18 protein-coding genes are annotated in these 24887 nt (G+C 33.6%); 16 read left to right on the top strand and 2 right to left on the bottom strand.

Annotated elements, in window-relative coordinates:
• Positions 1-281: 281 nt before the first annotated feature.
• The 15 genes from corA to FLACHUCJ7_RS23515 all read left to right on the top strand — a co-directional run bounded on the left by corA (position 282) and on the right by FLACHUCJ7_RS23515 (position 23237).
• Positions 282-1352 carry a magnesium/cobalt transporter CorA gene (gene corA, locus FLACHUCJ7_RS23585; RefSeq protein ID WP_078229906.1) on the top strand — a complete coding sequence of 357 codons (1071 nt, stop codon included), beginning with the start codon at positions 282-284 and terminating at the stop codon, positions 1350-1352.
• Between the two features lie 50 nt (positions 1353-1402).
• Entirely contained in the window at positions 1403-3496 is a 2094-nt protein-coding gene (gene pta / locus FLACHUCJ7_RS23580) for a phosphate acetyltransferase (RefSeq protein WP_078229907.1), read from the top strand.
• A gap of 74 nt (positions 3497-3570) precedes the next feature.
• Complete coding sequence (locus tag FLACHUCJ7_RS23575; RefSeq protein WP_180910757.1) at positions 3571-4767, top strand: acetate/propionate family kinase; 1197 nt, start codon at positions 3571-3573, stop codon at positions 4765-4767.
• 11 nt (positions 4768-4778) lie between these two features.
• A complete protein-coding gene (locus FLACHUCJ7_RS23570) occupies positions 4779-5360 on the top strand; it encodes a hypothetical protein (RefSeq protein WP_078229909.1) in 582 nt (193 codons plus the stop codon).
• Positions 5361-5432: 72 nt separating this feature from the next.
• Entirely contained in the window at positions 5433-8177 is a 2745-nt protein-coding gene (locus FLACHUCJ7_RS23565; RefSeq protein ID WP_180910756.1) for a helix-turn-helix and ligand-binding sensor domain-containing protein, read from the top strand.
• 243 nt (positions 8178-8420) lie between these two features.
• Positions 8421-11444 carry a SusC/RagA family TonB-linked outer membrane protein gene (locus tag FLACHUCJ7_RS23560; RefSeq protein WP_180910755.1) on the top strand — a complete coding sequence of 1008 codons (3024 nt, stop codon included), beginning with the start codon at positions 8421-8423 and terminating at the stop codon, positions 11442-11444.
• Between the two features lie 4 nt (positions 11445-11448).
• Complete coding sequence (locus tag FLACHUCJ7_RS23555) at positions 11449-12936, top strand: RagB/SusD family nutrient uptake outer membrane protein (protein ID WP_078229493.1); 1488 nt, start codon at positions 11449-11451, stop codon at positions 12934-12936.
• Positions 12937-13003: 67 nt separating this feature from the next.
• A complete protein-coding gene (locus tag FLACHUCJ7_RS23550) occupies positions 13004-14377 on the top strand; it encodes a glucoamylase family protein (protein WP_078229492.1) in 1374 nt (457 codons plus the stop codon).
• An 11-nt stretch (positions 14378-14388) separates the two neighbouring features.
• The gene (locus tag FLACHUCJ7_RS23545; protein ID WP_180910754.1) at positions 14389-15096 is read left to right on the top strand and encodes a carboxylesterase family protein; all 708 of its coding nucleotides are present in this window, start codon (positions 14389-14391) and stop codon (positions 15094-15096) included.
• 93 nt (positions 15097-15189) lie between these two features.
• On the top strand, positions 15190-17490 hold the full coding sequence (gene bglX, locus FLACHUCJ7_RS23540) for a beta-glucosidase BglX (RefSeq protein WP_180910753.1): 2301 nt from the start codon (positions 15190-15192) through the stop codon (positions 17488-17490).
• A gap of 198 nt (positions 17491-17688) precedes the next feature.
• A complete protein-coding gene (locus FLACHUCJ7_RS23535) occupies positions 17689-19608 on the top strand; it encodes a family 43 glycosylhydrolase (RefSeq protein WP_230408902.1) in 1920 nt (639 codons plus the stop codon).
• 167 nt (positions 19609-19775) lie between these two features.
• On the top strand, positions 19776-21164 hold the full coding sequence (locus FLACHUCJ7_RS23530; RefSeq protein WP_180910752.1) for a M20/M25/M40 family metallo-hydrolase: 1389 nt from the start codon (positions 19776-19778) through the stop codon (positions 21162-21164).
• Between the two features lie 197 nt (positions 21165-21361).
• Positions 21362-22090, top strand: a complete 729-nt coding sequence (locus FLACHUCJ7_RS23525) for an SH3 domain-containing protein (RefSeq protein WP_078229488.1) — start codon at positions 21362-21364, stop codon at positions 22088-22090.
• Positions 22091-22219: 129 nt separating this feature from the next.
• Positions 22220-22573 (top strand): hypothetical protein, encoded by a 354-nt coding sequence (locus FLACHUCJ7_RS23520; RefSeq protein ID WP_180910751.1) that lies wholly within the window; start codon positions 22220-22222, stop codon positions 22571-22573.
• 160 nt (positions 22574-22733) lie between these two features.
• Positions 22734-23237 carry a hypothetical protein gene (locus FLACHUCJ7_RS23515; protein WP_180910750.1) on the top strand — a complete coding sequence of 168 codons (504 nt, stop codon included), beginning with the start codon at positions 22734-22736 and terminating at the stop codon, positions 23235-23237.
• A 53-nt stretch (positions 23238-23290) separates the two neighbouring features.
• Here the strand turns inward: FLACHUCJ7_RS23515 and FLACHUCJ7_RS23510 are convergent, their stop codons facing one another.
• Both FLACHUCJ7_RS23510 and FLACHUCJ7_RS23505 read right to left on the bottom strand, forming a co-directional pair.
• Positions 23291-23596, bottom strand: coding sequence for a hypothetical protein (locus tag FLACHUCJ7_RS23510; protein WP_180910749.1), 306 nt, complete (start codon positions 23594-23596; stop codon positions 23291-23293).
• Between the two features lie 4 nt (positions 23597-23600).
• Complete coding sequence (locus FLACHUCJ7_RS23505) at positions 23601-24053, bottom strand: hypothetical protein (RefSeq protein ID WP_078229484.1); 453 nt, start codon at positions 24051-24053, stop codon at positions 23601-23603.
• A 281-nt stretch (positions 24054-24334) separates the two neighbouring features.
• On the opposite strand from FLACHUCJ7_RS23505, the gene FLACHUCJ7_RS23500 reads away from it, so the two are divergent.
• Positions 24335-24823, top strand: coding sequence for a TlpA family protein disulfide reductase (locus FLACHUCJ7_RS23500; RefSeq protein ID WP_180910748.1), 489 nt, complete (start codon positions 24335-24337; stop codon positions 24821-24823).
• Positions 24824-24887 lie beyond the last annotated feature (64 nt).

The following is a 24887-nucleotide window of genomic DNA, read 5'->3' as shown; positions in this document are numbered from 1 at the left end:
TGCCATCTTCTTGAATGATTCGTCAAATACTCTTTTCATGATAAAACAAATTTAAATCTATTTTTTTAAATATGTCTCCACTCAAAGGTAGCAACTCCAAACAAGCTTTTACAAAAAAATGATAGACTTTTAAATTAAAAATAAATATTGTCCATATAATCCAATGTAAACCGAGTTAGAAATGACTCGGTTTTTTTATGTCTGCAAGTCACTACAAAATGATAATTGTCATTTCCTTTTCAAATTCTTTTTTGTAATATTACTATAATAAATAATTTTTGATGCGTAAGATAAAATACAAAGAAGGCCGCAAGCTACAGCATACCACCTTAGAGTATACAGGGGCTCATAAAGATCACGAATCAGAAATGCAGCTTTTTGTATATAATGATGCTGATGTTGTTGAATATGAAAAGTTTACTGTGTTAGCGTTAAATTCCTGTTTTGATTATACCAAAAATAATTGGCTCAATATTCACGGATTAAACAATATTGATCTCATTAAAACAATCGGGGATCATTTTAAGCTGGACGACTTTTTACTTGCTGATATTTTAAACACAACAAAAAGAACAAAGCTGGAAGAACAGCAGGATGTTTTATTTTTCAATATTAAATCACTTTTACCTTCAGAATATTCAGACGGACTTAAAGTAGAGCAGCTTAGTTTTATTTTAAAAGACGGAATCCTGATTTCGTTTCAGGAAAAGCGAAGTGACTTCTTTACACATATCCGGGAACGCATTCGCACACATGCTGGAATTGTAAGGACTAAAAAAGTAGATTATCTGCTTTATTTATTGTTGGATGCGGTAATGGAAAACTTTTATATTACAATTGAAGATGAAGAAGATAATATTGAAGAATTAATTGATTTGACCAAAAAAGGAGCTGATCCGATTATTCTGGAAAAGATTGAAAATCACCGTGATAATTTTAACTTTTTAAAGCGTGCAATTGTGCCGCTTCGGGATTCTTTGTATTATTTGAAAACGATCAAAGACGATGATACAAACTCCCTTATTCAAAAAGAGACATTTAATTTCTTTGTGAGGCTGCATCAAAAAAGTCTGGAACTTTTGGAGCAAATCGATTCAGATATGAGTTCTTTAGAAAGTGCTTCAAATTTTTATTTTTCAGAACAAAGCAGGAAAATGAATGAAATAATGAAAACGCTGACAATTATTTCGGCAGTTTTTATTCCGCTTACTTTTATTGTTGGAGTATACGGAATGAACTTTGATAATATGCCCGAATTACATACCAGAAACGGCTACTTTATTGTTATGATAGTCATGTTTCTATTGGTTATAGCCCTTATTATTTATTTCAAAAAAAGACGGTGGTTTTAGTTTTTTAAATTACGATTTAGAATATAGTATTTAGTTTCAAAATATAAATTATGAGTAAAGCGATATATATTGCCACAAGCGATCAGAACAGCGGAAAATCTATTATTACACTCGGTTTAATGAGCATTCTGATAGGTAAAACAGCCAAGGTGGGTTATTTCAGGCCAATTGTAGAAGATTTTATAGATGGAGAATTAGACAATCATATCGAAACGGTTCTTTCGTATTTTAACCTTGAGATTAAGTTTGAAGATGCTTACGCCATTACCAAGAGTAAATTAATCAAGAAGAAAAATAAAGGCAAAATAGGGGAGGTTTTAGATTTAATTATAGAAAAGTATAAAAAACTTGAAGAACGTTTTGATTTTGTTTTGGTAGAAGGAACGAGTTTCACGGGCGAAGGAACTTCAATTGAATTGGATCTGAATGTTTTGATTGCTAAAAACCTCGGAATTCCAACTATAATTATTGGTTCAGGAGTTGGTAAAACATTAGAGGAACTATTGGATAGTCTGTATCTGGTTTATGATTCTTTCAAAGTAAAAGAAGTCGAAGTCTTATCTGTTTTTGCCAACAAAGTCCAGCCGGAAAATATTGAACTGGTAACTAAAAGTCTTAAGAAAACCTTACCAGACAATGTTCTGATCAATACGATTCCGCTAATTTCGAGTTTAAATAATCCGACCATGCAGGAAATCGTTAATGAACTTGATGCAAAGGTTTTATTTGGAGAAAATTACCTCAATAATGAAATTGGACATTTTAGTGTTGGAGCCATGCAGCTGCACAATTATCTTGTTCACCTTCATGATAATGCTTTGGTAATTACTCCGGGAGATCGTTCGGATATTATTTTAGGTGCTTTGCAGGCAAATGAATCGGCTAATTATCCAACTGTTTCAGGTATTATCCTGACTGGGAATATTCTTCCGGAAGAAAGTATTTTAAAGTTGATTGAAGGACTCTCTGCCATTGTTCCGATTATTGCTGTTGACGGCGGAACGTATCATATTACAAATAAAATAGGTGCAATTCGATCTGAAATTTATGCCAATAACACCCACAAAATTGAAACCTCAATTACAACATTCGAAAAATATGTTGATAATGATGCCTTATCTGAGAGATTAATCACTTTTGTACCTGAAGGAATGACGCCGAAAATGTTTCAGTACAATATGGTTAAAAGAGCTAAACAGCATCGCAAACATGTTGTTTTACCTGAAGGAAATGATGATAGGATTATCATTGCTGCTTCAAGATTATTAGATATGGATGTAGTCGATATTTCGATTATTGGAGATAAAAGACAAATTGAAAATAAAGTGACAGAACTCGGAATTTCGTTTGATTTTTCTAAAGTTAATATTATCAATCCAATAGAATCTGAGTTTTATGAAGAGTATGCCAATACCTATTATGAGCTTCGAAAGGCGAAAAATGTAAGCATCACAATGGCAAGGGATTTAATGGAGGATGTTTCGTATTTCGGAACAATGATGGTTTATAAAGGTCACGCTGACGGAATGGTTTCAGGAGCCGCACATACGACACAGCATACGATTTTACCGGCATTGCAATTCATTAAAACCAAACCTAATTCATCTGTAGTTTCATCGGTATTTTTTATGTGCTTAGAAGATCGTGTTTCTGTTTTTGGAGATTGTGCGATTAACCCAAATCCAACTGCGGAACAATTGGCGGAAATTGCTATTTCATCAGCAGATTCAAGTTCAGCTTTCGGGATTGAACCAAAAATAGCGATGCTTTCCTATTCTTCCGGTTCATCAGGAAAAGGGGATGAAGTGGAAAAAGTTCGTACTGCGACCGAAATCGTAAAACAAAAACGACCTGATTTAAAGATAGAAGGGCCAATTCAGTACGATGCTGCTGTAGATCGTGCCGTAGGAAAAAGTAAAATGCCGGATTCTGAAGTTGCAGGGCAGGCGAGTGTGCTTATTTTTCCGGATTTAAATACAGGTAATAATACTTACAAAGCCGTTCAGCGTGAAACCGGAGCTTTGGCAATCGGACCAATGTTACAAGGTTTAAACAAACCTGTAAACGATTTGAGCCGTGGCTGTACCGTTGATGATATTATAAATACGGTTGTTATTACGGCGATTCAGGCACAGGGATTGTAATTGAAGTTAAAAGTTAGAAGTAAAATGTTATTCGGTTTTTTCGTTTAGCAACAAATAGAAATAGAATTAAAAAAATGAAAATATTAATAATAAACTCAGGAAGTTCATCAATAAAGTATCAATTAATGTTTATGCCGGAAAACGAAGTAATTTGTACCGGAATGATTGACAGAATTGGTTTAGAAAGTTCGAATGTTACTTTTAAGGCTTCATCAAATTCATATGAAGAAACCATACCGATTGCGACTCACAAAATAGGTCTGCAAAAAGTAGCCAATATGCTGTTGGATGATCAAAAAGGAGTTATTAAATCGACTTCTGAAATCGATGCTGTAGGACACCGTGTGGTTCATGGCGGAAGTACTTTTACAGAAACCGTAAAAATCGACGAAAAAGTAAAAGCAAAAATCAAACAGCTTTTTGACCTGGCTCCATTGCACAATCCTGCAAATTTAGAAGGAATTAATGTAGCTGAAGAAATTTTTAATTCTGCCGTTCAAATTGCTGTTTTCGATACTGCTTTTCATCAAACCATACCCGAAGTAGCGTATAAATTTGCAATTCCGAATAAATTGTTAACAGAAAGCAGAATTCGCGTTTATGGTTTTCACGGTACAAGTCATAAATATGTATCTGAAAAAGCAATTGAATTTTTAAGAGAACATAATAAACCATTTCAAAATATAATTACGATTCATTTAGGAAACGGCTGTAGTATGACGGCTGTTAAAGATGGTAAAAGTATTGACCATTCTTTTGGATTTGGTCCTACAAATGGTCTGATAATGGGTACCAGAGCAGGTGATGTTGATCAGTCGGTTATTTTTTATATGCAAAATTCATTAGGATATTCTTTGGAAGAAATAAATAACATTCTGCAAAAACAAAGCGGAATGCTTGGACTTACCGGTTATAGTGATCTTCGTGATATTGAAGCACAGGCTGAAAAAGGAAATAAGGAATGTGAACTGGCTTTGTATATGAATGCCTATCGCATCAAAAAATTTATTGGATCCTATACGGCTGCTCTAAATGGTTTAGATGCGATTGTTTTTACAGCCGGAATAGGTGAAAACTCATCCTACATGCGAAAACTGGTTTGTACTGATATGAGCTATTTTGGACTCAAGCTGGATGAAGATAAAAACCAAATGCGATCTAAGGAAAACAGAGCTATAAACAGTCCGGATTCTAAAGTGAAAATTTTGGTAGTTCCAACTGATGAGGAATTTGAAATTGCCAATCAGGTTTATCATTTATTGGAGAATTAAATTCTAATTTTATGAATCAATTATTCAAAATTTATATTTTATTTATTTTTGGATTTTTATCAAGTAATTCTTTTTGTCAAAACTATAATCACGTAGTTTTTGAGGTATATGGAGATTTAAATAAAGATGGTTTAGATGATTTAGTACTTGTAAAAGAAGATAATAAAGACAAGCATAATCCATTTTTGTTAGAAATTAAATTTCAGGGAAAAGATAAAAGCTATCGTACTGTCTTAAGTTCAGAAACGGCAGTAGTTGCTAAATTTCCCGGAGAAGATAACATAACTATATGTTTGTTAGAAAGTATTGAAATAAAAAAAGGAATATTAATTTTTAATCAAAGTTTAATACGAGGAACATTTACACATAAATTTAGATTTCAGAAAAATCAATTTGAGTTGATAGGTATACATTTTAATAGTGCCAATCCCGGATACTTTCTAACTGTTGATTATAATCTTTCAACGGGAAAAATGATAGAAATAAAAAAAGCGTATGAAACAGATAAAATAATTGAGAATAATACAACAATAGAAAAAATTACACCTTTGCCAAATCTCAAAAAGTTTGATCCTTTAAATTTTTTATATTAATACTTGTCGTAAAAAGTATCATCTTTCTAAATTAAATATTTGTCAGTATATTTGAGTTTAAATCCGAATACTTTGAAATCGATACTCTTAAAATTATTTTTCTTCTTTTTCATTACCTCTCAAATTCAATCGCAAGAATTACTTCCCTTTGTAGAAAATTATAGTAAGTCCAATTATCAGGGTGACAATCAGATCTGGAATGTCGTTCAGGGAAAAGATAACGCCATGTATTTTGCCAACAATCATTACTTACTACGATATGATGGCGTAATATGGGAAAAATATACTTTACCAAACAAAACAATCATCCGTTCCATTATGATTGATGGAGATAAAATCTATTCAGGTTCTTATAAGGAATTTGGTTATTGGTACAGAAAAGAAGGTAAAATGCATTATGTTTCAATTACCAAAAAACTACGCTTATTTGCTGAAAAAGACAATGAGGAAATTTGGAAAATATTCAGATATAACGGTTCGTTATATTTTCAATCCTTTAATGATGTTTTTATTTATGATGGAAAACATATTAAAAAAATCAAATTTCCATTTTTAATATCGTACTGTTTTGTGGTGGATAAAGAGCTTTTTGTTGCTTCTGTCGATAAAGGACTTTTTAGAATGGATGGTTCCCGAATTGCAAATCCAAAAGGCTGGAATATTTTAAAGAACACAGTCGTTCATGCAATCGAAAAACACAAAGGCAAAACTTATATTTTTACCCAAAAGAAAGGGATTTTTATTGTAGAAAAATCAGGTTTGATTGCCTGGAATAATCCTTTAAACGAAACATTAAAAGTAAACGGAATCAATGTCGCGAGGTTTATTAAAAATAACAAATTAGTTATCGGAACCGGAAACAAAGGAGTTTATATTTATGATTTTAATTCAGAGACATACAAAAATATAGACCGAAATAATGTGTTGATGAACAACTCAGTTCTCTGTATTGGCTTTGATAAAGAAAATGATTTATGGCTTGGTCTGGATAACGGTATAGCACACGTTGAAGTGAATTCACCCATATCTATTTTTTATGACAATTCAGGAATTTTAGGTTCGGTATATTCCGTTGCAACCACCAATAAAGGATATTTAATTGCTTCAAATCATGGTGTTTTTGAATTTGATTCAGGTAAATTCAAAATGATGCCCAATACACAAGGACAGGCCTGGAATATTACTAAAATTGAAAATAAATACATCATTGGACATAATGACGGAACTTTTTGCTATGAAAATGGTTCTTTAGTTAAAACAAATAATATTAGCGGTGGCTGGAATTTATCAAAAAGCAGTATTAACAATACTTGTTTTCAATCTACTTATAGTGGGATTTTGGCATATGATGATATTTCAAAATTAAGTGATTATAAAAAAATTAAAGATATTTCAAAGCCTATAAAATATGTAGCTCAAAATAAAAAAAATGAAATTTTTGCTGCAGATAATTATCGTGGTTTATATCGTGTTGTGTATAGTGATGATTATCAGACTAAAAAGGTTGAAAATATCACCCAGCAGAGTAAAATACAAAATGATTTTGGGGTTAAGATTTTTGAATTTAGAAATGAAATTTTGTTTCTAATTGATAATTCATGGTTTACCTATAATTCAATTACCAATAAATTGGAAGAAAATGAATTGTTTAATACTAATTTTAAAAATATAACAGATGTAGTAGCAATTGATGAAAATCATTTTATGGTACTTCAGGAAGGTATTTTGTACCATATTTATGCTGTCGAAAATAAATTTGTCTGGAATATTATTCAGGAAAAATATTACAAAGGAAAACTCATAAATGACAATTTAAGGATTTTTAAAACTCAGAATCACTATTTACTGAATCTGGATGACGGATTTATTTCTCTTCAGCTTAAATATGAAAATAAGCAAAATACACATGTTAAAATTGAAGCATTTAATAACGGAATACTGCTTCCCGATGATTCTAAAATTAAATACAATACCGAATTAAGAATCAATGTAATATCAGGAATTTACGGAGCCAGTAAGCCTAATTTATTTTATAAAATCAATAAAAGTAATGATTTTGTACCCATTTCCGATGGCTTAATTGTACTGAATAATCTAAGTAGTGGTAATCATACCATTGTCGTTTATAAACATGACGGAGCCAATTATGATAAGGTCTGTAATTTCTATTTTAAAGTAGCCGAGCCCTGGTATTTTTCTGTTTGGATGATTTTATTATATCTCTTATTAGTAGGGACAGTTTTGTTTTTTTATTATAAGTGGAATAAATTTCGCTATATGCAAAAACTGGAATTGCAGGCAGAAGAAGAAAGACATCAAAGGAAAATTCTGGAAATGGAATTAAAGGCCGAAAACGAACTCAATATTCAGGAATACGAGAAACACATTCTGGAACTCGAACTGCAAACTAAATCATCTGAAGTTGCCGGAAAATCATTATCTATTGCCAAACAAAGTGAAATGATTGAAAATATTCAGAGTATTCTGGATTCTGAAAAAGATTTTAATAAACTGAAAAGTGAAATTAAAAAAGCAATTAAGATCAATGAAGTCAATAAACATGAATGGGAAATCTTTGAAACCAATTTGAATCAGATCCATAATGAATTTATCATTAATCTTTCGAAGAAATTCCCAAACCTGACTCCTAAGGATATTAAGTTATGTATTTATCTAAAAATGAATCTTTCTTCTAAAGAAATTGCACCGCTAATGAACATATCATTCAGAGGTGTTGAACTACACAGATATCGTCTAAGAAAGAAGTTAAATCTGTCTCAGGAGGATAATCTTTCTAAGTTTTTATTAAGTCTGTAAGATTTTGTTTTATTTTTTATACAAATACTATTTTTTCAATCCTTTTTTTACATTATTACAATACATCATTACTACATCATAACATTATGTTGATGAAATTTATTTAATAATTAAGTTGTTGTTTTAAAAGGCTTTAATTGTATTTTAAGAGTGTGTGATGTGGTTGTGTAGTAGTACTATATGATGTACTCAAACGTTGTAATTGTTTAATTTGGCTCTACTAACTTAAACGATTTAAACTGTATGAAAAATTTTATTTTTAGCTTTTTGGCTCTCTTGCTTTTACCGGCTTATATGTCGGGTCAGGCAATTAAAGGAAAAGTAATAGATAATAGCGGAATGGGAATCCCCGGAGCAATTATTAGTGCCCCCCAATCCAAAACTACCGCCGATGCTGATTTCGACGGAAATTTTACAATTAATGCCAAACCAGGTGAAATTCTAAAGATTTCGATGCTGGGCTTCGATGCTGTTTCTGTAGCAGCAACTTCCGGTTTAATGACAATTACTTTAAAAGAAGCTGGCGATACTGCCTTAAAAGAAGTAGTAGTAATTGGATATGGTACCAGAAAGAAAATTGACAATACGTCTGCCATTACTTCATTAAAAGCAGAAGATGTTACAAGAACAAAGGTATTAAATGCTTCTCAGGCTATTCAGGGAAAAGCTGCAGGGGTTCAGGTAACTTCTTCAGATGCACCAGGGAGTACACCTTCTGTAGTCATTAGAGGTTTGGGTACTGCATTAGGAGGCAGAAATCCTTTATATATTGTTGATGGTATGCCAACAGAAAATATCAATAATATCAATACAAATGATATTACTTCTTATGAAATCCTAAAAGATGCTTCGTCCCTTGCTATTTATGGCACAAGAGCAGCAAATGGGGTTATCATTATTACTACTAAAAAAGGTAAAGGAGATAAAGTTTCTGTAGAAATTGAAAGTTTTGGCGGTATCAGAACACCCCTTAAGAAAGTAAAGATGGCAGATTCTAATCAATATGCAAGCTATTCTAACGCCTCTTTAGGCACAAACAGATTCTCTACCAATCAGCCTGTTAATACAGATTGGTTTGATGAAATTACAAGAACGGGTACTTATACTCAAAATAATATTTCTATTTCCGGAGGTTCAGAAAGTGTTAAATACTTTTTCAGCGCAGGTAACTATCAGGAAAAGGCGATTCTTAACGGCTTAGATTACAGCCGTACAAATTTTAGAAATAATAATGAATTTAAACTTTCTAAAAAAATCACTTTAAATCAGAACTTTAGCTTTACATCGGCTAATTCTACACCAAAACCATTAAGCGCATTTACAAATGCTTACAAACAGTCATCAATTGTGCCGGTGCGTTTTGCGAATGGTCAATATGGCGCTCCTTTTGCAGATGCAAGCGGAGTGGCAAGCCCAACAGGTACTTCATTTAATAATGTTGGAAATCCTGTATCACAATTAGATTTTTATAATGAAGAACAAAGAAGTATTACGCTTCAGGGTGGTTTGAAACTGGATTATGAAATCTTAAAAGGCTTAAAGTTTACTTCACAATTTAATGGGGAATACTATACCTGGAAAAATTATAATTTCGAGGATACTAAAAATGTTTGGTTAGCGGCTAATCCAACCCGTAAAGATGCTGATTATTCAAGTACTGATCCTATTAATTTATTAACGAGAGGCAGAGAACAGTATTTTAACTGGAACCTGTCTAACTATTTTACTTATAATAAAGTATTTGCTAATGTTCACGATGTAGAATTAACAGCAGGTATTGAAACTTCTGTAAAAGGTCCAAGAGAAAAATTAGTAATCACCAGAAAAAATGTGAGTCCTGATTCTAACTATTGGTCTTTATATAATGCGACAGATGCAGAAGGTGTTGATTACTCAGGTACTGTTACAAATTTACAGGATATTGTTTTCAATGAAAGTAAATTAGCATCTTATTTTGGACGTTTCCAATACAAATTAATGGACAGATACTTAGTAACCGGAACTATTAGACGTGACGGATCTTCAAATTTTGCAAAAGATTACCGTTGGGGAACTTTCCCATCTGTAGGTCTTGGATGGATTATGACTAAAGAAAGTTTTCTGACAGATGTTAAAGGAGTTGACTTAATCAAATTAAGAGGTAGCTGGGGTAAATTGGGTAACCAAAATGTACCATTAAACAGTCAAAGTTATAATTCGGGTTTAAACAGTTATTTAGGAGGTTCAATTTTATATGAAGGATCAAGTATAACTTCTCAAATTGACCCGTCTTTAACATGGGAAATTACTGAAGAGGCTTCTGCAGGTGTAGATTTCGAACTTTTAGGCAACAGATTAAAAGGATCTTTCGATGTTTATGACAAAAATACAGATAATGTAATTTTATATGTAAAACCTTATCCAACTTCTGGAATTACAACGGCTTCTCCTTCTCATGTTGGTGAAGTTTCAAACAAAGGTTTTGAAATTGCTTTACGTTGGGATGATAAAATTAATGACAATTTAAGCTATTGGGTTGGTGGTAACTTCTCACACAACAAAAATGAGCTTACAAGCTTAAAAGATGTTTCATTATCTCAGGTTATTGGAGGTAATTTAGGAAATGGTCAGGATACCAAATTATTATACAACAACTCAATTGGCCAGCCATTAGGTAGTTTTTATCTTTATGAATATGCAGGTGTAGATCCGGCAAATGGAAACATGCTTTATTACGATTTTACTGGTGCTAAAGTAACTCAGGATGCTTTATCTGCAACAACTGATAAAAAATACGCTGGTTCAATTTTACCAAAAGCAAATTACGGAGTTTCTTTAGGGCTTGTTTACAAAAACATTGATTTTTCAGTTGACGGATATGGGACTGGCGGAGCAAAAGTGTACAATGGTAAAAAAGCACAGCGTTTTGGAGGTGAAAACATCGAAGCTTCTATGACAAATGATTATTGGACGGCAACAAATACAACATCTCAGAATCCAGCACCATTTAATATTGTTCCGGTTGCTTCAACTTATTATATGGAATCTGCAGATTTCTTTAGAATCAACAATATCACTGTAGGGTACAAACTTCCTCTTAAAGAAGATCAATTTATTAGTTCTTGCAGAATTTATTTTAATGCAATTAACCCGTTTATTACACAGAAGTATTCTGGTTTTTCTCCTGAGTTAAATGGAGATGGTAATCCTTATGGAACACAAGGTGTTGAACTGGACGCTTACCCAACATTAAGATCATTTGTAATTGGTGCTAATTTAAAATTTTAATATTATGAAAAAAATATATATATCAATCTTCTTGTTATCGGCATTAACTTTTACAGGATGTGCAGATGATTACCTGGATGTTAAACAAACTGAGACTATTTCTACAGATGATATTGAGTTATTTAACAACGACAGCGGAGCAAAAACCTTTGTTACCTCAATTTACAGTAAGTTTTTAGATTGGGACATGAGTTCATTCGGATGGATTGGCTTGGCAAGTATTACATCTGATGATGCTGATAAAGGTTCCACTCCAAGTGATACAGGTACTGATAAAGATGTTTTGGACGCCTTAACTTATAATGCATCAAATCCATCTGCTGAAAGTACTTTTAATGCAAACTATGATGGAATCAATAGATGTAACCAGGCATTAGCGATTCTTCCTAAATTAGACAAAGCGGATCCTGCATTAAGAGAAAGGTTAATGGCTGAGGCAAAATTTTTAAGAGCTTTCATGTACTTTACTTTAGTAAAATGTTACGGAGGAGTGCCAATTGTAGATCACGTTTCCAGTATTCCATTATCAGCAGAAGATAAAGCAATGCAGTTAACTCGTAAAACAGCTGCTGAAGTGTATGCTTTTATTGAAAAAGATTTAACTGAGGCTGTAGTGGTTTTACCAAATAAATCTGAATATGCTGATTCTGAAAAAGCCAGAGCTTCAAAAGGAGCAGCTTATGCTTTATTGGCAAAAGTAAGTCTGTATCAGAAAAAATGGCAAGACGTCGTAGATAACTGTAATCTGGTTACAGGATATAGCATATCTCCTGATTATGCTAAAATGTTCAGACTTGAAGGAGAAAATGATGGGGAATCTATTTTTGAAATAAACGGTAATGGGGCAGTACCAACTCGTGGAATTCAAGGATATTCTAATACTCAAGGTGTTCGTGATGCATGGGGATGGGGATTTAATCAGCCTTCTAAAAGTTTAGTAAATGCTTATGAAGCCGGAGATGTTAGAAAAGAGGCGACGATAATTTTTAGAGGTACAACCTTATATGATGGAAGAGTAATTCCAGTAGTTAGTGCAGACGATCCTAATCCGAGATATAATTATAAAGCTTATTCTTCTGCCTATACAAGTGCATGGGAAACAGATGCTAATATTAAATATTTAAGATATGCTGAAGTTTTATTAATGAAAGCAGAAGCTTTAAATGAATTAGGGCAAACTTCAGAAGCAATTCCTTTGTTGAATCAAATCAGACACAGAGCCGGATTAGGCGATACTCCTGCGACTTCGCAGTCAGCGGTTAGAACTGCAATCTGGAAAGAAAGAAGAGTTGAATTAGCTTTTGAATTTGACAGATTCTTTGATCTTGTCAGAACAGGACAGGCCAAAGCTGCTTTTGAAGCAGATAAGAGCGATATTTTCCCTAATGGAAGAGTCTTTACAGAAGGAAAAAATGAATTGTTCCCAATACCGGCATCATTCTTATTACAAGCCAACGGCTTATCGCAACAAAATCCGGGATATCCGAATTAACAGCATTAAATCACTTCCTTCAGATTTTCCGGAGGAAGTGTATTTACCATAATCTTAAATTTTTATAATGATTAGAATTTCAGTTTTATTATTAGTTTTTAGCTTTTTTGGCTTTGGATCTAATTCCGAAAAATCAAAAGAAAATAAAGGCCAAAATACTGCAACTGTAACATTAACAGATGAACAGCTTTTAGATGCCGTTCAAAAACAAACATTCAAATATTTCTGGGATTACGCAGAACCCAATTCAGGATTAGCACGGGAGCGTTACCATCCAGACGGAAATTATCCTGAAAACGATTCAAATATCGTGACCACAGGCGGTTCAGGTTTTGGATTAATGGCTTTGGTTTCGGGTATGGCTCAAGGTTATATTACCAAAGAGCAAGGAGTCGAAAGACTGAACAAAATTGCAGATTTTTTAGACAAAGCAGATCGTTTTCATGGGGCATGGCCACATTGGATTGACGGAAATACAGGAAAGGTAAAACCTTTTGGAACCAAGGATAATGGTGGCGATTTAGTCGAAACTTCATTTTTGGTTGCAGGGATGATTACAGTTCGTGAATATCTTAAAGATGGCTCTGAAAAAGAAAAAGCGGTCGCAAAAAAATACGATGATCTTTGGAAAGGAGTTGACTGGCAATGGTACACCAACAATAAAAATGTATTGTATTGGCACTGGTCACCAAATTACGCATGGCAGATGAATTTTCCATTACAAGGATACAATGAATGTTTAATCACGTATGTGATGGCTGCATCTTCACCAACTCATTCAATTGATGCAAAAGCATATCATGAAGGATGGGTCAGAAGCGGTGGAATCGTTTCATCAAAAACAAAATATAATATTCCATTGATTCTAAAACATAACGGAGCAGAAGAATTTGGAGGTCCATTATTCTGGGCACATTATTCTTATGTAGGATTAGATCCAAATCAATTGAGTGATAAATATGCTAATTATTGGGATTTAAATGTAAATCAGACTAAAATCAATTATGAATATTGTGTAGAAAACCCTAACAAAATCAAGGATTATGGACCAAATTATTGGGGATTAACAGCATCCTATTCCAGAAATCCGGACGGTTCTATTGGTTACAATGCGCACATGCCAAGTAATGATCAGGGGGTTATTTCGCCCACAGCAGCCATAAGTTCTATTGTTTATACTCCAAAAGAATCATTGGCTTTGATACGTAATTTATATGAAAATCATAAAAATGAAACCTGGGGAGATGCAGGCTTTTATGATGCAATTAGTTTGGGCAATAAGTGGGTGGCTAAACGTTATTTAGCAATCGATCAGGGACCAGAAGTTGTAATGATTGAAAATTACAGAACAGGTTTATTGTGGAAATTGTTTATGAATGCACCGGAAGTAAAACAAGGTTTGACAAAACTTGGATTCAAATCTGGAAAATACGGAATTTAAATAGTTTTTTCATGAGGTATAAAGCAACATTTTTATTCCTGTTATTTTCAATAGTTGGATTTTCCCAAAGTGAAACAACCGGAAAAATCAATACAGTCATACTATCAAAATATGAATTGGGTTATGCTTTGCATCGTCCAGCCAATCTGAAAGAGAAAAAGCCATTAATCGTTTTTATTTCAGGAGATGGAGAAAAAGGAACTGACATTGAAAAAGTAAAAATTAATGGCCCTTTTAAGTATTTAAAAACACATCAGTTAGATGCTTATGTTTTGGCTCCTCAATGCAAAGAAGATGAAAATTGGGACATTGAATCCATTTATCAGCTTATTGTAAAAATTCAGAAAGAAAACAAAATCGATTCAGAAAGAATATATGTTACTGGTTTGAGCTCAGGAGGATGGGCTTCCTGGAATTTGGCTTTTGCACATCCGGATCTATTTGCCGCAAATGTACCTGTCGCTGGTTTTGTAGATTTAATTCAGTTAGAACACGCTTGCGCAATAGCCAATATTCCAACCAGAATTTTTCACGGATTACTGGATGATGTAGTGAATGTGAATTATGCGATTACAATCTACAAAGAATTGAAAAAATGTAACGCCAAAGATGTAAAACTGACCATTTTTGATGATGCAAATCACGATAGCTGGACAAGAGTTTATGACAATCCCGAAATTTATGACTGGATGTTTAGACAGATTAAAATCAATAAATAAAAATAAATACCACAGAATGAAAAATCGCCATTGTTCCGAACCAAAATAGGAATACACAATGGCGATTATATAAAAATCAATAAATATTTATATATGAAAAATAAATTAGTTTTACTTTTTTTAGGATGCGCTGTTTTGGGTTACGCCCAAAAAAAGAATACTAAAAATGCTGTAAAAATTAAACCAAAGTCGGAGTTTGTGGCAGAGTTAATGTCAAAAATGACTTTAGATGAGAAATTAGGTCAGCTAAATTTACCAACATCGGGAGATATTACGACAGGTCAGGCAAACAGTTCGAACGTTGCAAAAAATATCGCTGAAGGTAAAGTAGGCGGATTGTTCAATATTAAATCGGTTCAAAAAATAAAAGAAGTGCAGAAAATTTCGGTTGAAAAAAGCCGTTTAAAAATTCCGCTGCTTTTTGGTATGGACGTGATTCACGGTTACGAAACCACATTTCCAATTCCGCTTGGATTATCCTGTACCTGGGATATGAATCTAATTGAAAGAAGTGCTCAGATTGCTGCACAGGAAGCAAGTGCTGATGGCATCAACTGGACATTTTCTCCTATGGTAGACATTTCGCGGGATCCTCGTTGGGGAAGGATTTCCGAAGGTTCAGGAGAAGATCCGTATTTAGGAAGCCAGATTGCAAAAGCAATGGTGAACGGGTACCAACAGCACGATCTTTCTAAAAACAATTCCATTTTAGCTTGTGTTAAACATTTTGCCTTATACGGAGCTCCGGAAGCTGGTCGTGATTACAATACAGTAGACATGAGTCACATCCGAATGTTTAACGATTATTTTCCTCCTTACAAAGCGGCTGTTGATGCGGGTGTAGGTTCGGTTATGGCTTCTTTCAACGAAATTGACGGAATCCCAGCAACGGGAAACAAATGGCTAATGACCGATGTTCTAAGAAAACAATGGGGTTTTAAAGGTTTTGTAGTTACTGATTTTACAGGAATTCCGGAAATGATTGAACACGGAATGGGAGATTTACAAACAGTTTCGGCTTTATCATTAAACGCCGGAGTTGAAATGGATATGGTTGGAGAAGGTTTCTTAGGAACTTTGAAAAAATCTTTAGACGAGAAAAAAGTAACAATTGAGCAGATTGATCATGCGGTTAAATTGATTTTAGAAGCAAAATACGATTTAGGATTATTTCAGGATCCGTATAAGTATTGTGACGAAAAAAGAGCAAAAACGGAGATTTTTACACCATCTAGCAGAAAAGAAGCACGTGATATAGCGGCACAATCATTGGTATTGTTAAAAAATCAAAATCAGGTATTGCCTCTTAAAAAATCGGGAACTATTGCCCTTATCGGACCATTGGCAGATGCCAGAAACAATATGTCAGGGACCTGGAGTGTCGCCACTATTGGCGAAAAATGTATCTCATTACTGCAGGGGATTCAGGATGTAGGTGGAAAATCTGTAAAAGTACTTTACGCAAAAGGAAGCAATTTAGATTACGATGAAACTTTTGAAACCAATGCCACTATGTTTGGTAAAACCTTAAATCGTGATGCTCGTCCTAAAGAAGAATTAATTGCAGAAGCTTTAAAAGTCGCTGAACAATCAGATGTAATTGTGGCTGCCTTAGGAGAATCTGCCGAAATGAGCGGAGAATCCAGCAGCCGTACCAATTTAGAAATTCCGCAGGCTCAAAAAGATTTACTGAATGCTTTGCTAAAAACAGGAAAACCTGTCGTATTGGTTTTATTTGACGGACGCCCTTTGGTGTTAAATGATGAAAACGCAACGGTTCCCGCCATTTTAAACGTTTGGTTTGCAGGAAGTGAAGCAGGTCACGCTATTGCGGATGTTTTATTTGGAGACGTTAACCCTTCCGGGAAATTAACTACTACTTTCCCAAGAAGTGTTGGTCAGGTGCCGATTTATTACGCGCACAAAAATACAGGAAGACCTCTTTCGAATACAGAAGGAAAGTTCGAGAAGTTCAGATCAAACTATCTTGACGAAAGAAACGAGCCGTTATTTCCATTCGGATTTGGTTTAAGTTACACCACTTTCGATTATTCAAACCTGAAAATTTCTGCTGATAAAATGAATTCAACCGGAAAATTAAAAGTTACGGTTGAGTTAACTAACACCGGAAATTTTGATGGGAAAGAAACCGTTCAGCTATACATCAGAGATTTAGTGGGTTCAGTAACAAGACCGGTTAGAGAACTAAAAGGTTTCCAAAAAATAGCCCTTAAAAAAGGAGAAAAACAAACAGTAAGTTTTGATATCACTGTTGAAGATTTAAAATTTTATAACTCTGATTTACAATTCGTAGCAGAGCCCGGACAGTTTGAAATTTTCGTAGGAGGAAATTCGGCTGCCGATAAGAAAGTTAGTTTTGAGTTAACTAAATAATTGGTTTGTTATTATTAATTGCCCTTCGTACTGGTTATACGAAGGGCTTTTTTTTAAATCGCAAACAGGTTAAGATTTAAGCGCACAGTCTGTCATTCCGTAGGAATCTCAACACATTGTTTCCTTAAAATCTGAGATTTATATGAAAAGACAAGATTGTAATTTTTTAATTGCATTCGTATGTTTATAAAATACAAAATGATGAAAATAATTTATTCAATTCTATTTTTACTGTTGCTGATTGGTTTTAATTTTAAGACATCAGCACAGAATAAACTTGGTAAAACAGCATGGTTTGATCCTGCCAGACCTGCAACAACCTATTGTAATCCAATTAATATTGGTTACAATTATACCACACACAATCACAACGGAATTCCGGAGTCACGCCGTTCCAGTGCTGATCCGGTAATTATTACGTATAAAGGAGATTATTATTTATTTGCCACAAATCAGGCAGGTTTCTTTTGGAGTAAAGATATGTCCGATTGGAATTTTGTTTACGGAAGTTTCCAAAGAAAGCCTGGCGATGATGATCAGTGCGCTCCGGCTGCCTGGGTGGTAAATGACACTTTATTTTACGTAGGCTCCACATGGAAAAGGGATCATCCCATCTGGAAAACAGCCGACCCGAAATCAGGCAGATGGACACGTCATGTTGATAAAGCAATGCTGCCTACGTGGGATCCGGCCATTTTTCAGGATGACGACAAAAAAGTATATATGTATTATGGTTCAAGCGGAAAACTACCTCTTGTAGGTGTTGAGGTTGACTATAAAACCTGGCTTCCAAAAGGAAATCAGGGAGATTATGCGACATTATACAAAGCGACCGAAGTTGAAGATATTCAGCGTCCGTATGGTCAGATTAAAGAAGTGGCTATATTAGATCCTTCAGCTCACGGCTGGGAACGTTTCGGGCCAAACAACGATATGGAACCTGCGCCCTGGGGGAATTTTATTGAAGGTGCCTGGATGACCAAACATAACGGTAAATATTATATGCAGTACGGTGCACCGGCAACCGAGTTTAAAGGCTATGCCAATGGTGTTCACGTAGGTGATCATCCGTTAGGGCCTTTTACGTATCAAAAACACAATCCAATGTCGTATAAACCGGGCGGATTTGTAATTGGAGCCGGACACGGAAATACTTTTGAAGACAATTACGGAAATTACTGGAATACCGGAACCTGCAAAATCTCTATTAAAGACCGTTTTGAGCGTCGTATCGATATGTTTCCTGCCGGATTTGATAAGGATGATGTTATGTATTCTATTACTTCATACGGTGATTTTCCAATCGTGCTTCCAACCGGTGAACGCGATCAGACAAAAGGCGCTTCATCAGGATGGATGTTACTTTCGTATAAAAAGCCTGTAACTGTTTCTTCTTCGGAAGAATGTATGGAAGTCGAAACACACCGAATGGATAACGGCGGAAAAAAAGTCTATGAGAAATTCTGCTACGGAGCTGAAAATTTGACGGATGAAAATATTCAGACATATTGGTCGGCTAAAACCAATAATGCGGGTGAATGGCTTCAAATGGATTTGGGAAGACCTATGGAAATAAAGGCTTTGCAGATTAATTACGCAGATCATAAAGCAACACAGTTCAATAAAGCAATGGATATTTATTACCAGTACAAAATTTTCATGTCTGATGATGCTGTAAACTGGATATTGGTTGTAGACAAATCCAAAAATGATAAAGATGTGCCTCACGATTACCTAGAACTCACAAAATCGATTAAAGCGCGTTATATTAAAATGGAAAACATTCATAACGCTTCCGGATTATTTGCAATTTCAGATTTCAGGGTTTTTGGTGATGGATTAGCAGCAAAACCAAAAGCAGTTGCCTCTTTTAAATTAAACAGAAATAAAACCGATTCAAGAAATGCCATAATTTCATGGAAAAAACAAAATGATGCAGTCGGATACAACATTTATTACGGAATTACTCCGGATAAATTATACAACAGCATTATGGTTTACGGAGACAACACGTATGATTTTAGAGGTCTCGATAAAGGCACAAAATATTACTTTACAATCGAAGCCTTTAATGAAAATGGAATCGGTATAAAAAATAAGATTATCGAAGTAAAATAATTTTTATTTAAATAATTTATAAAAGCTCTGACTGCAAATTGAAGAATTTGTAAATCAGAGCTTTTTTGTGAAAAGGCTGAAGAAAAAATCTGACAGATTTGGAGAATTTTTGTTTCTTTGTGAAAGAACTAACCAACACAAAAACACCCAAAACACATATAAAAACGATGAAAAAAACAACTCTTCTGCCTGTTTTGATTTTAAGCGGTTTGATGGCTTTTGCACAATCAAATGATGAAAAAAATATTAAATTATTTTATAAAAAAGCCTTAACCGATTCCAAATGTTATACTTGGTTAGAGTATTTGTCCAACGATATTGGGGCTCGTTTATCAGGTTCTCAAAATGCACAATTGGCGGTTAATTACACCAAGTCCCAATTAGAGAGTTTAGGACTTGACAAAGTCTATCTGCAGGAAGTAGTGGTGCCGCATTGGGTACGTGGCGAAAAAGAAACAGCATTTATCTTAGACGGAAAAGTAAAAACCGTAGTGCCAATTTGTGCTTTGGGAGGCTCTGTTGCCACACCAAAAACAGGATTAACCGCTGAAGTAATAGAAGTACAGGGTATCGAAGAATTAAAAACGTTAGGAGATAAAGTAAAAGGAAAAATTGTGTTTTTTAACAGACCAATGAATCCTGAAAATATTGAAACCTTCAAATCTTATGGAGCTTGTGTAGACCAGCGATTTGCAGGCGCAAAAGAGGCGGCTAAACTTGGTGCAGCAGGAACCATTGTTCGTTCAATGAATTTGCGTTTAGATGATTTTCCACACACAGGAGCTCAGAGTTATGGCGACTTGCCAAAAGAGCAATATATTCCGACTGCGGCGATCAGTACGAATGGTGCTGAATTATTAAGTGCTGCTTTAAAAAATAATCCTGCGTTAAAATTTTATTTCAAACAATCCTGCGAAACTTTGCCGGATATACTATCTTATAACGTTATTGGTGAATTGACAGGAACAGTGACACCTGAAAATATTATGGTTGTAGGCGGTCATTTGGATTCCTGGGATTTGGCAGACGGATCTCATGACGATGGTGCAGGAGTAGTGCAAAGTATGGAAGTGGTGCGTATCCTTAAAAGTTTCAATTATAAACCTAAAAATACGATTCGTGTCGTATTATTTATGAACGAAGAAAACGGTGGAAAAGGCGGAGCCAAATACGAAGAAGTTTCAAAGCAAAAGAACGAAAACCATATTTTTGCTTTAGAAAGTGACTCAGGTGGATTTACACCAAGAGGATTCTCAATTGAAGCAGACGATGCTAATTTGAAGAAAATCCAGGGATTCAAAGACTTTTTCGAGCCATATCTGGTACATAGTTTTACGATTGGTCATGCAGGTTCAGATATTGGTCATTTAACCTCTAAAGCGATCGTTAAAGCAGGCTTAAAACCGGACTCACAACGCTATTTTGATTATCATCATGCGGCAAATGATAAGTTTGACGCCATCAATAAAAGAGAACTGGAATTGGGTGCAGCGACTATGACAACTTTACTTTATTTGATTGATCAGGGAGGGATTGTTTTGCCGGGGGCTAATTGATTTTTAAGAGAAATATCAAAAAGCTGTGAATAGTTGGAAAAATTGGGAGTCGGGCAATCTCTAACAAAAAAAGAACCACCACTAGCATTTACTACAACGAATTTAGATAATAGATTTAATTGAAACTTGGTTTTGCAATTGGGATGATTTTGCAAATTTGCAAAGCCATCTGAAACTGAAACAGAATAAGAACTCGAATGAAAAAAATAATTTTTGAACTACTATTTTTGTTTCCATTATTAGTTTTTGGACAGAATGTTAAACGAGGCATTATTGTTCCTGCTATTGACAGTTTGAAAACTTCCGAAAAATATTGTTGTATTCTTTCGCCAGAACAAGGATTTTCAGTTTATGACAATCCAAACGGTAAAATTATTGGAACGCTAAAAAGAATTGGTGACATGAAAAAAGACGATCAAGTTCCATATAAAATCTATTTTGTAACAGGTAACCAAAAAGTACAAATTGAGAATTATATAGAAATTGGTTATGAAATTTATGCGATAAATTATACCGATTCAATCCAAGGATTTGTAAAAGTTCTTGACACATCAAAAAACTATTGGCTCAATGTTGCTGAAATTAGAAAGCAAGGCTTTAAGGTTATAAGTTGGTTTGATTATTTGATTAAGCAAAGCAAAAATGCATCGGGTTATTATGCCAATGAGCCGGGGTTGAGGTTACGAAAAGAACCAAACTCAAATAGTGAAATAATTGGTTCTGTCAGAGGAGATTTATTTGAAATCAAACTTACAACAGAAACTTTTGGGCAATGGTGTAAAGTTAAAGCCATAAAATATAAAGAACATCCCTGCAACACAGAGTTAACTGAAAAACAAAATTTAGAATATATAACAGAAGGTTGGTTAAAAGTTATTGATGATAATGGAGAACCTAACCTTTGGAGGTATACGAGGGGTTGCTAATAAACAAAGTTTTGCAAAATGAAAAGATATTTATACTTCTATTCAAATTTATTGATAGCAAAATGTTTCTTGGCCCGAACACAAAATTCCAAAACGTTGACCAATTCTCATCCAAAAATCACATAAAAAATGCCTGAAAAAATTAGACAAGAATTCAATCTTTTATACAAGGACAAATTAATTGGCACTTTTTTAATCGAGAGTATGGATTTCCCAAGTACATCTGGACGGATAAAACTGAATACAGATACAATTGAAAAAGAAAAAGAATTGAGAGAGTACATAAATTTTTCAATCGAATCTTCCGAGAAAGTATTGTGTGACGATATAGCATATGGAGAATTCATAGATAAAGAAGAATTTAAACATCGATCTATTATTAACAGTTTGGATTGGACATTGCTCTCGAAAGATGGAGAAGTAACAAAGATTTTAGTCCCGCTTTTCTTCTCCAATAATGAGATGAGTTTTAGATTTCAATAATCACAATTTCATCGCAATAACATAATACAAAACCGCAATAGGAATATTACTGAGCAACAGCAAAATCTTAAGCGCTATATCTCTCTATCTGGTACTCGTTTGCAACGAGTACCTATTTACTTTTTTAACTAAATAAAGCGTTTGTAACGCGAATAATCTAATGAAACATTTAGCCATCATAATCGCTTTTCTTTTTTTTTCAAACTGCTACTTATTTGGACAGAAATATGTATTAAACAATGAAAAAATAATTTATTCTTTTCAAACAAACAATGGAAAGGTAATGACTCTTTGTAGTGATAAAACGGGAAAGTATATTGTCTATCGATTTGGAACAAAGGAAAACATTGAATTAGAATTCCCAAAAAATAAAGATAAATCGAGTTGGAACAAATTTGAATATTCTTATTGGCTTAGAGGTGGAGGTGTTGAAAACGAAGGGATTGATCTGAACTATGTTGCATTTATAATTGAAAAAACTAAGTATGTAATTTATGATACTTATTTTGCCAATGGAAAAAAATATGAAGTTGGAATTAGAGTTATTAACTTATCTAATAATAAAATAGTAAAAATCATTGGAAATAGAAAAACTCAAAAAGGAACTTTAATAGACTTCAGGTTTGATAAATCAATAAAAGAAGGTGAAGAGCTTTATGACTAAGTTGCTACAGTCTAAAGCTTTGTGAATTCATACCCTTTTTTTATTTCAAATAATTATGATTTCATCGAAATCACATAATATAATAACCCAATAGGAATATTACTGAGCAGCAGTAAAATCTTAACAGCTATATCTTTTCGTTCCTTATATAATTTTATAAAACGGCCTGTCAGATTAAAGAGCATGATTGCGTTTAAAAATAAAACTGAAACGGCAAAAGGAAAAGCAAATAACAGAACATTAGCGTTTTGGCTGGTAAACATATAAAAGACAAATAAGATAGTACTGATTATAAAAGTTCCAATCACTAATTCAATAGTTTGGGTTTCTTCTGAAAGTTTTTGATGTGTAGTTTGCATAAGATTAAATATTAAAAATGTGTTGAATCGTTTTAACTGGTACAAAAAGCATATTTGAAAAATTCAGATAATAAAAAGAATGTGCTTTTTTGCCTCTTTTGTATTGTTCAATAAAATACCGAATCTGTTTAGGGTAGAAGGGAGTACCTGAAAAGATTACCAAAAACAAATAAATACTTCTCTTTCCGTTTCCTAAAAGATAATACTGCATCCCGATCTCATCAATAACTGAAATTCCGGTATTGGTTAAAACATGAATAATGTCATGATCTTCTAATTTGGGCTGCATATCAAAATGATGTTTTGAAAGAAATTTTCCTAAACCGTTTCCTAAAGTGCCTTCGGGATAATTTAATAGTGTTGCTTTGTCAATTTCCCAAGGGGTATTTCTTTTAAAATATTTTTGATAAGGCTTTTTTGTGTATTCATACAATTTTTCAATAATGTGGTCTTTCATAATACATGCTTTATAAAGTTCTTTGAAATTCAAAGCATTTAATCAAATAAAAAAATAATGTAATTTTTAAATAACAATCTAAATATGTATTTTATCTTTCGTTATTGTTTTTAAAGTACTTTGAATTGCAAAGTAAATAATAAAAAAAATAGCTGCCAAATAAAATTGCAGTTATTTTTTTAAATAGAATAATGCTTAATTTTTATTTAAAAGTTAAGTGTTGTTATTTATATTTGTCTGAAAAATAAATTAGAATTAGTAAGTTAATTGAGAATTAAAATATGAAGAAATTATTTGTTGCAGTATTGTTGTTTTTTTCTGTAATTGGTGTTAAAGCACAGGTTGTAGGCCTTGAAGTAGGGGATATAGCTCCAGAAATTGATCTTCCGGATACAAAAGGGGAAAAAGTAGCACTTTCATCTTTAAGAGGAGGAATTGTATTAGTTGACTTTTGGGCATCATGGTGTGGTCCATGCATTAAAGAACAGCCTGAATTATTGAAACTATACAACACATATCCCGGAAAATTAGATATTTATGGGGTTTCATTAGATACTAAAAAACCTTCCTGGACAGGAGTAATAACAAAACTCAAACTTCCATGGACACAAGTAAGTGATTTAAAATACTGGAGTTCTGCAGCAGCAACTGATTATATGGTACAAGCGTTGCCATTTAATGTTTTACTGGACAAAAACGGAATTATTCTGGCAAAAAATATTCATGGCAGCAAGTTAAATGAACTGGTAAAAGAACTATTGACGAAATAGTTATTTTGTGCAATTTTGCAGATCAATTAATTCAAATTGATCTGCAAAATTTCAAATTGATCTG

The sequence above is a fragment of the Flavobacterium salmonis genome (genome assembly GCF_903819435.1).
In the GTDB taxonomy this organism is placed as follows: Bacteria; Bacteroidota; Bacteroidia; order Flavobacteriales; family Flavobacteriaceae; genus Flavobacterium; species Flavobacterium chungangense.
This window is presented reverse-complemented; position numbering and strand designations above follow the sequence as displayed.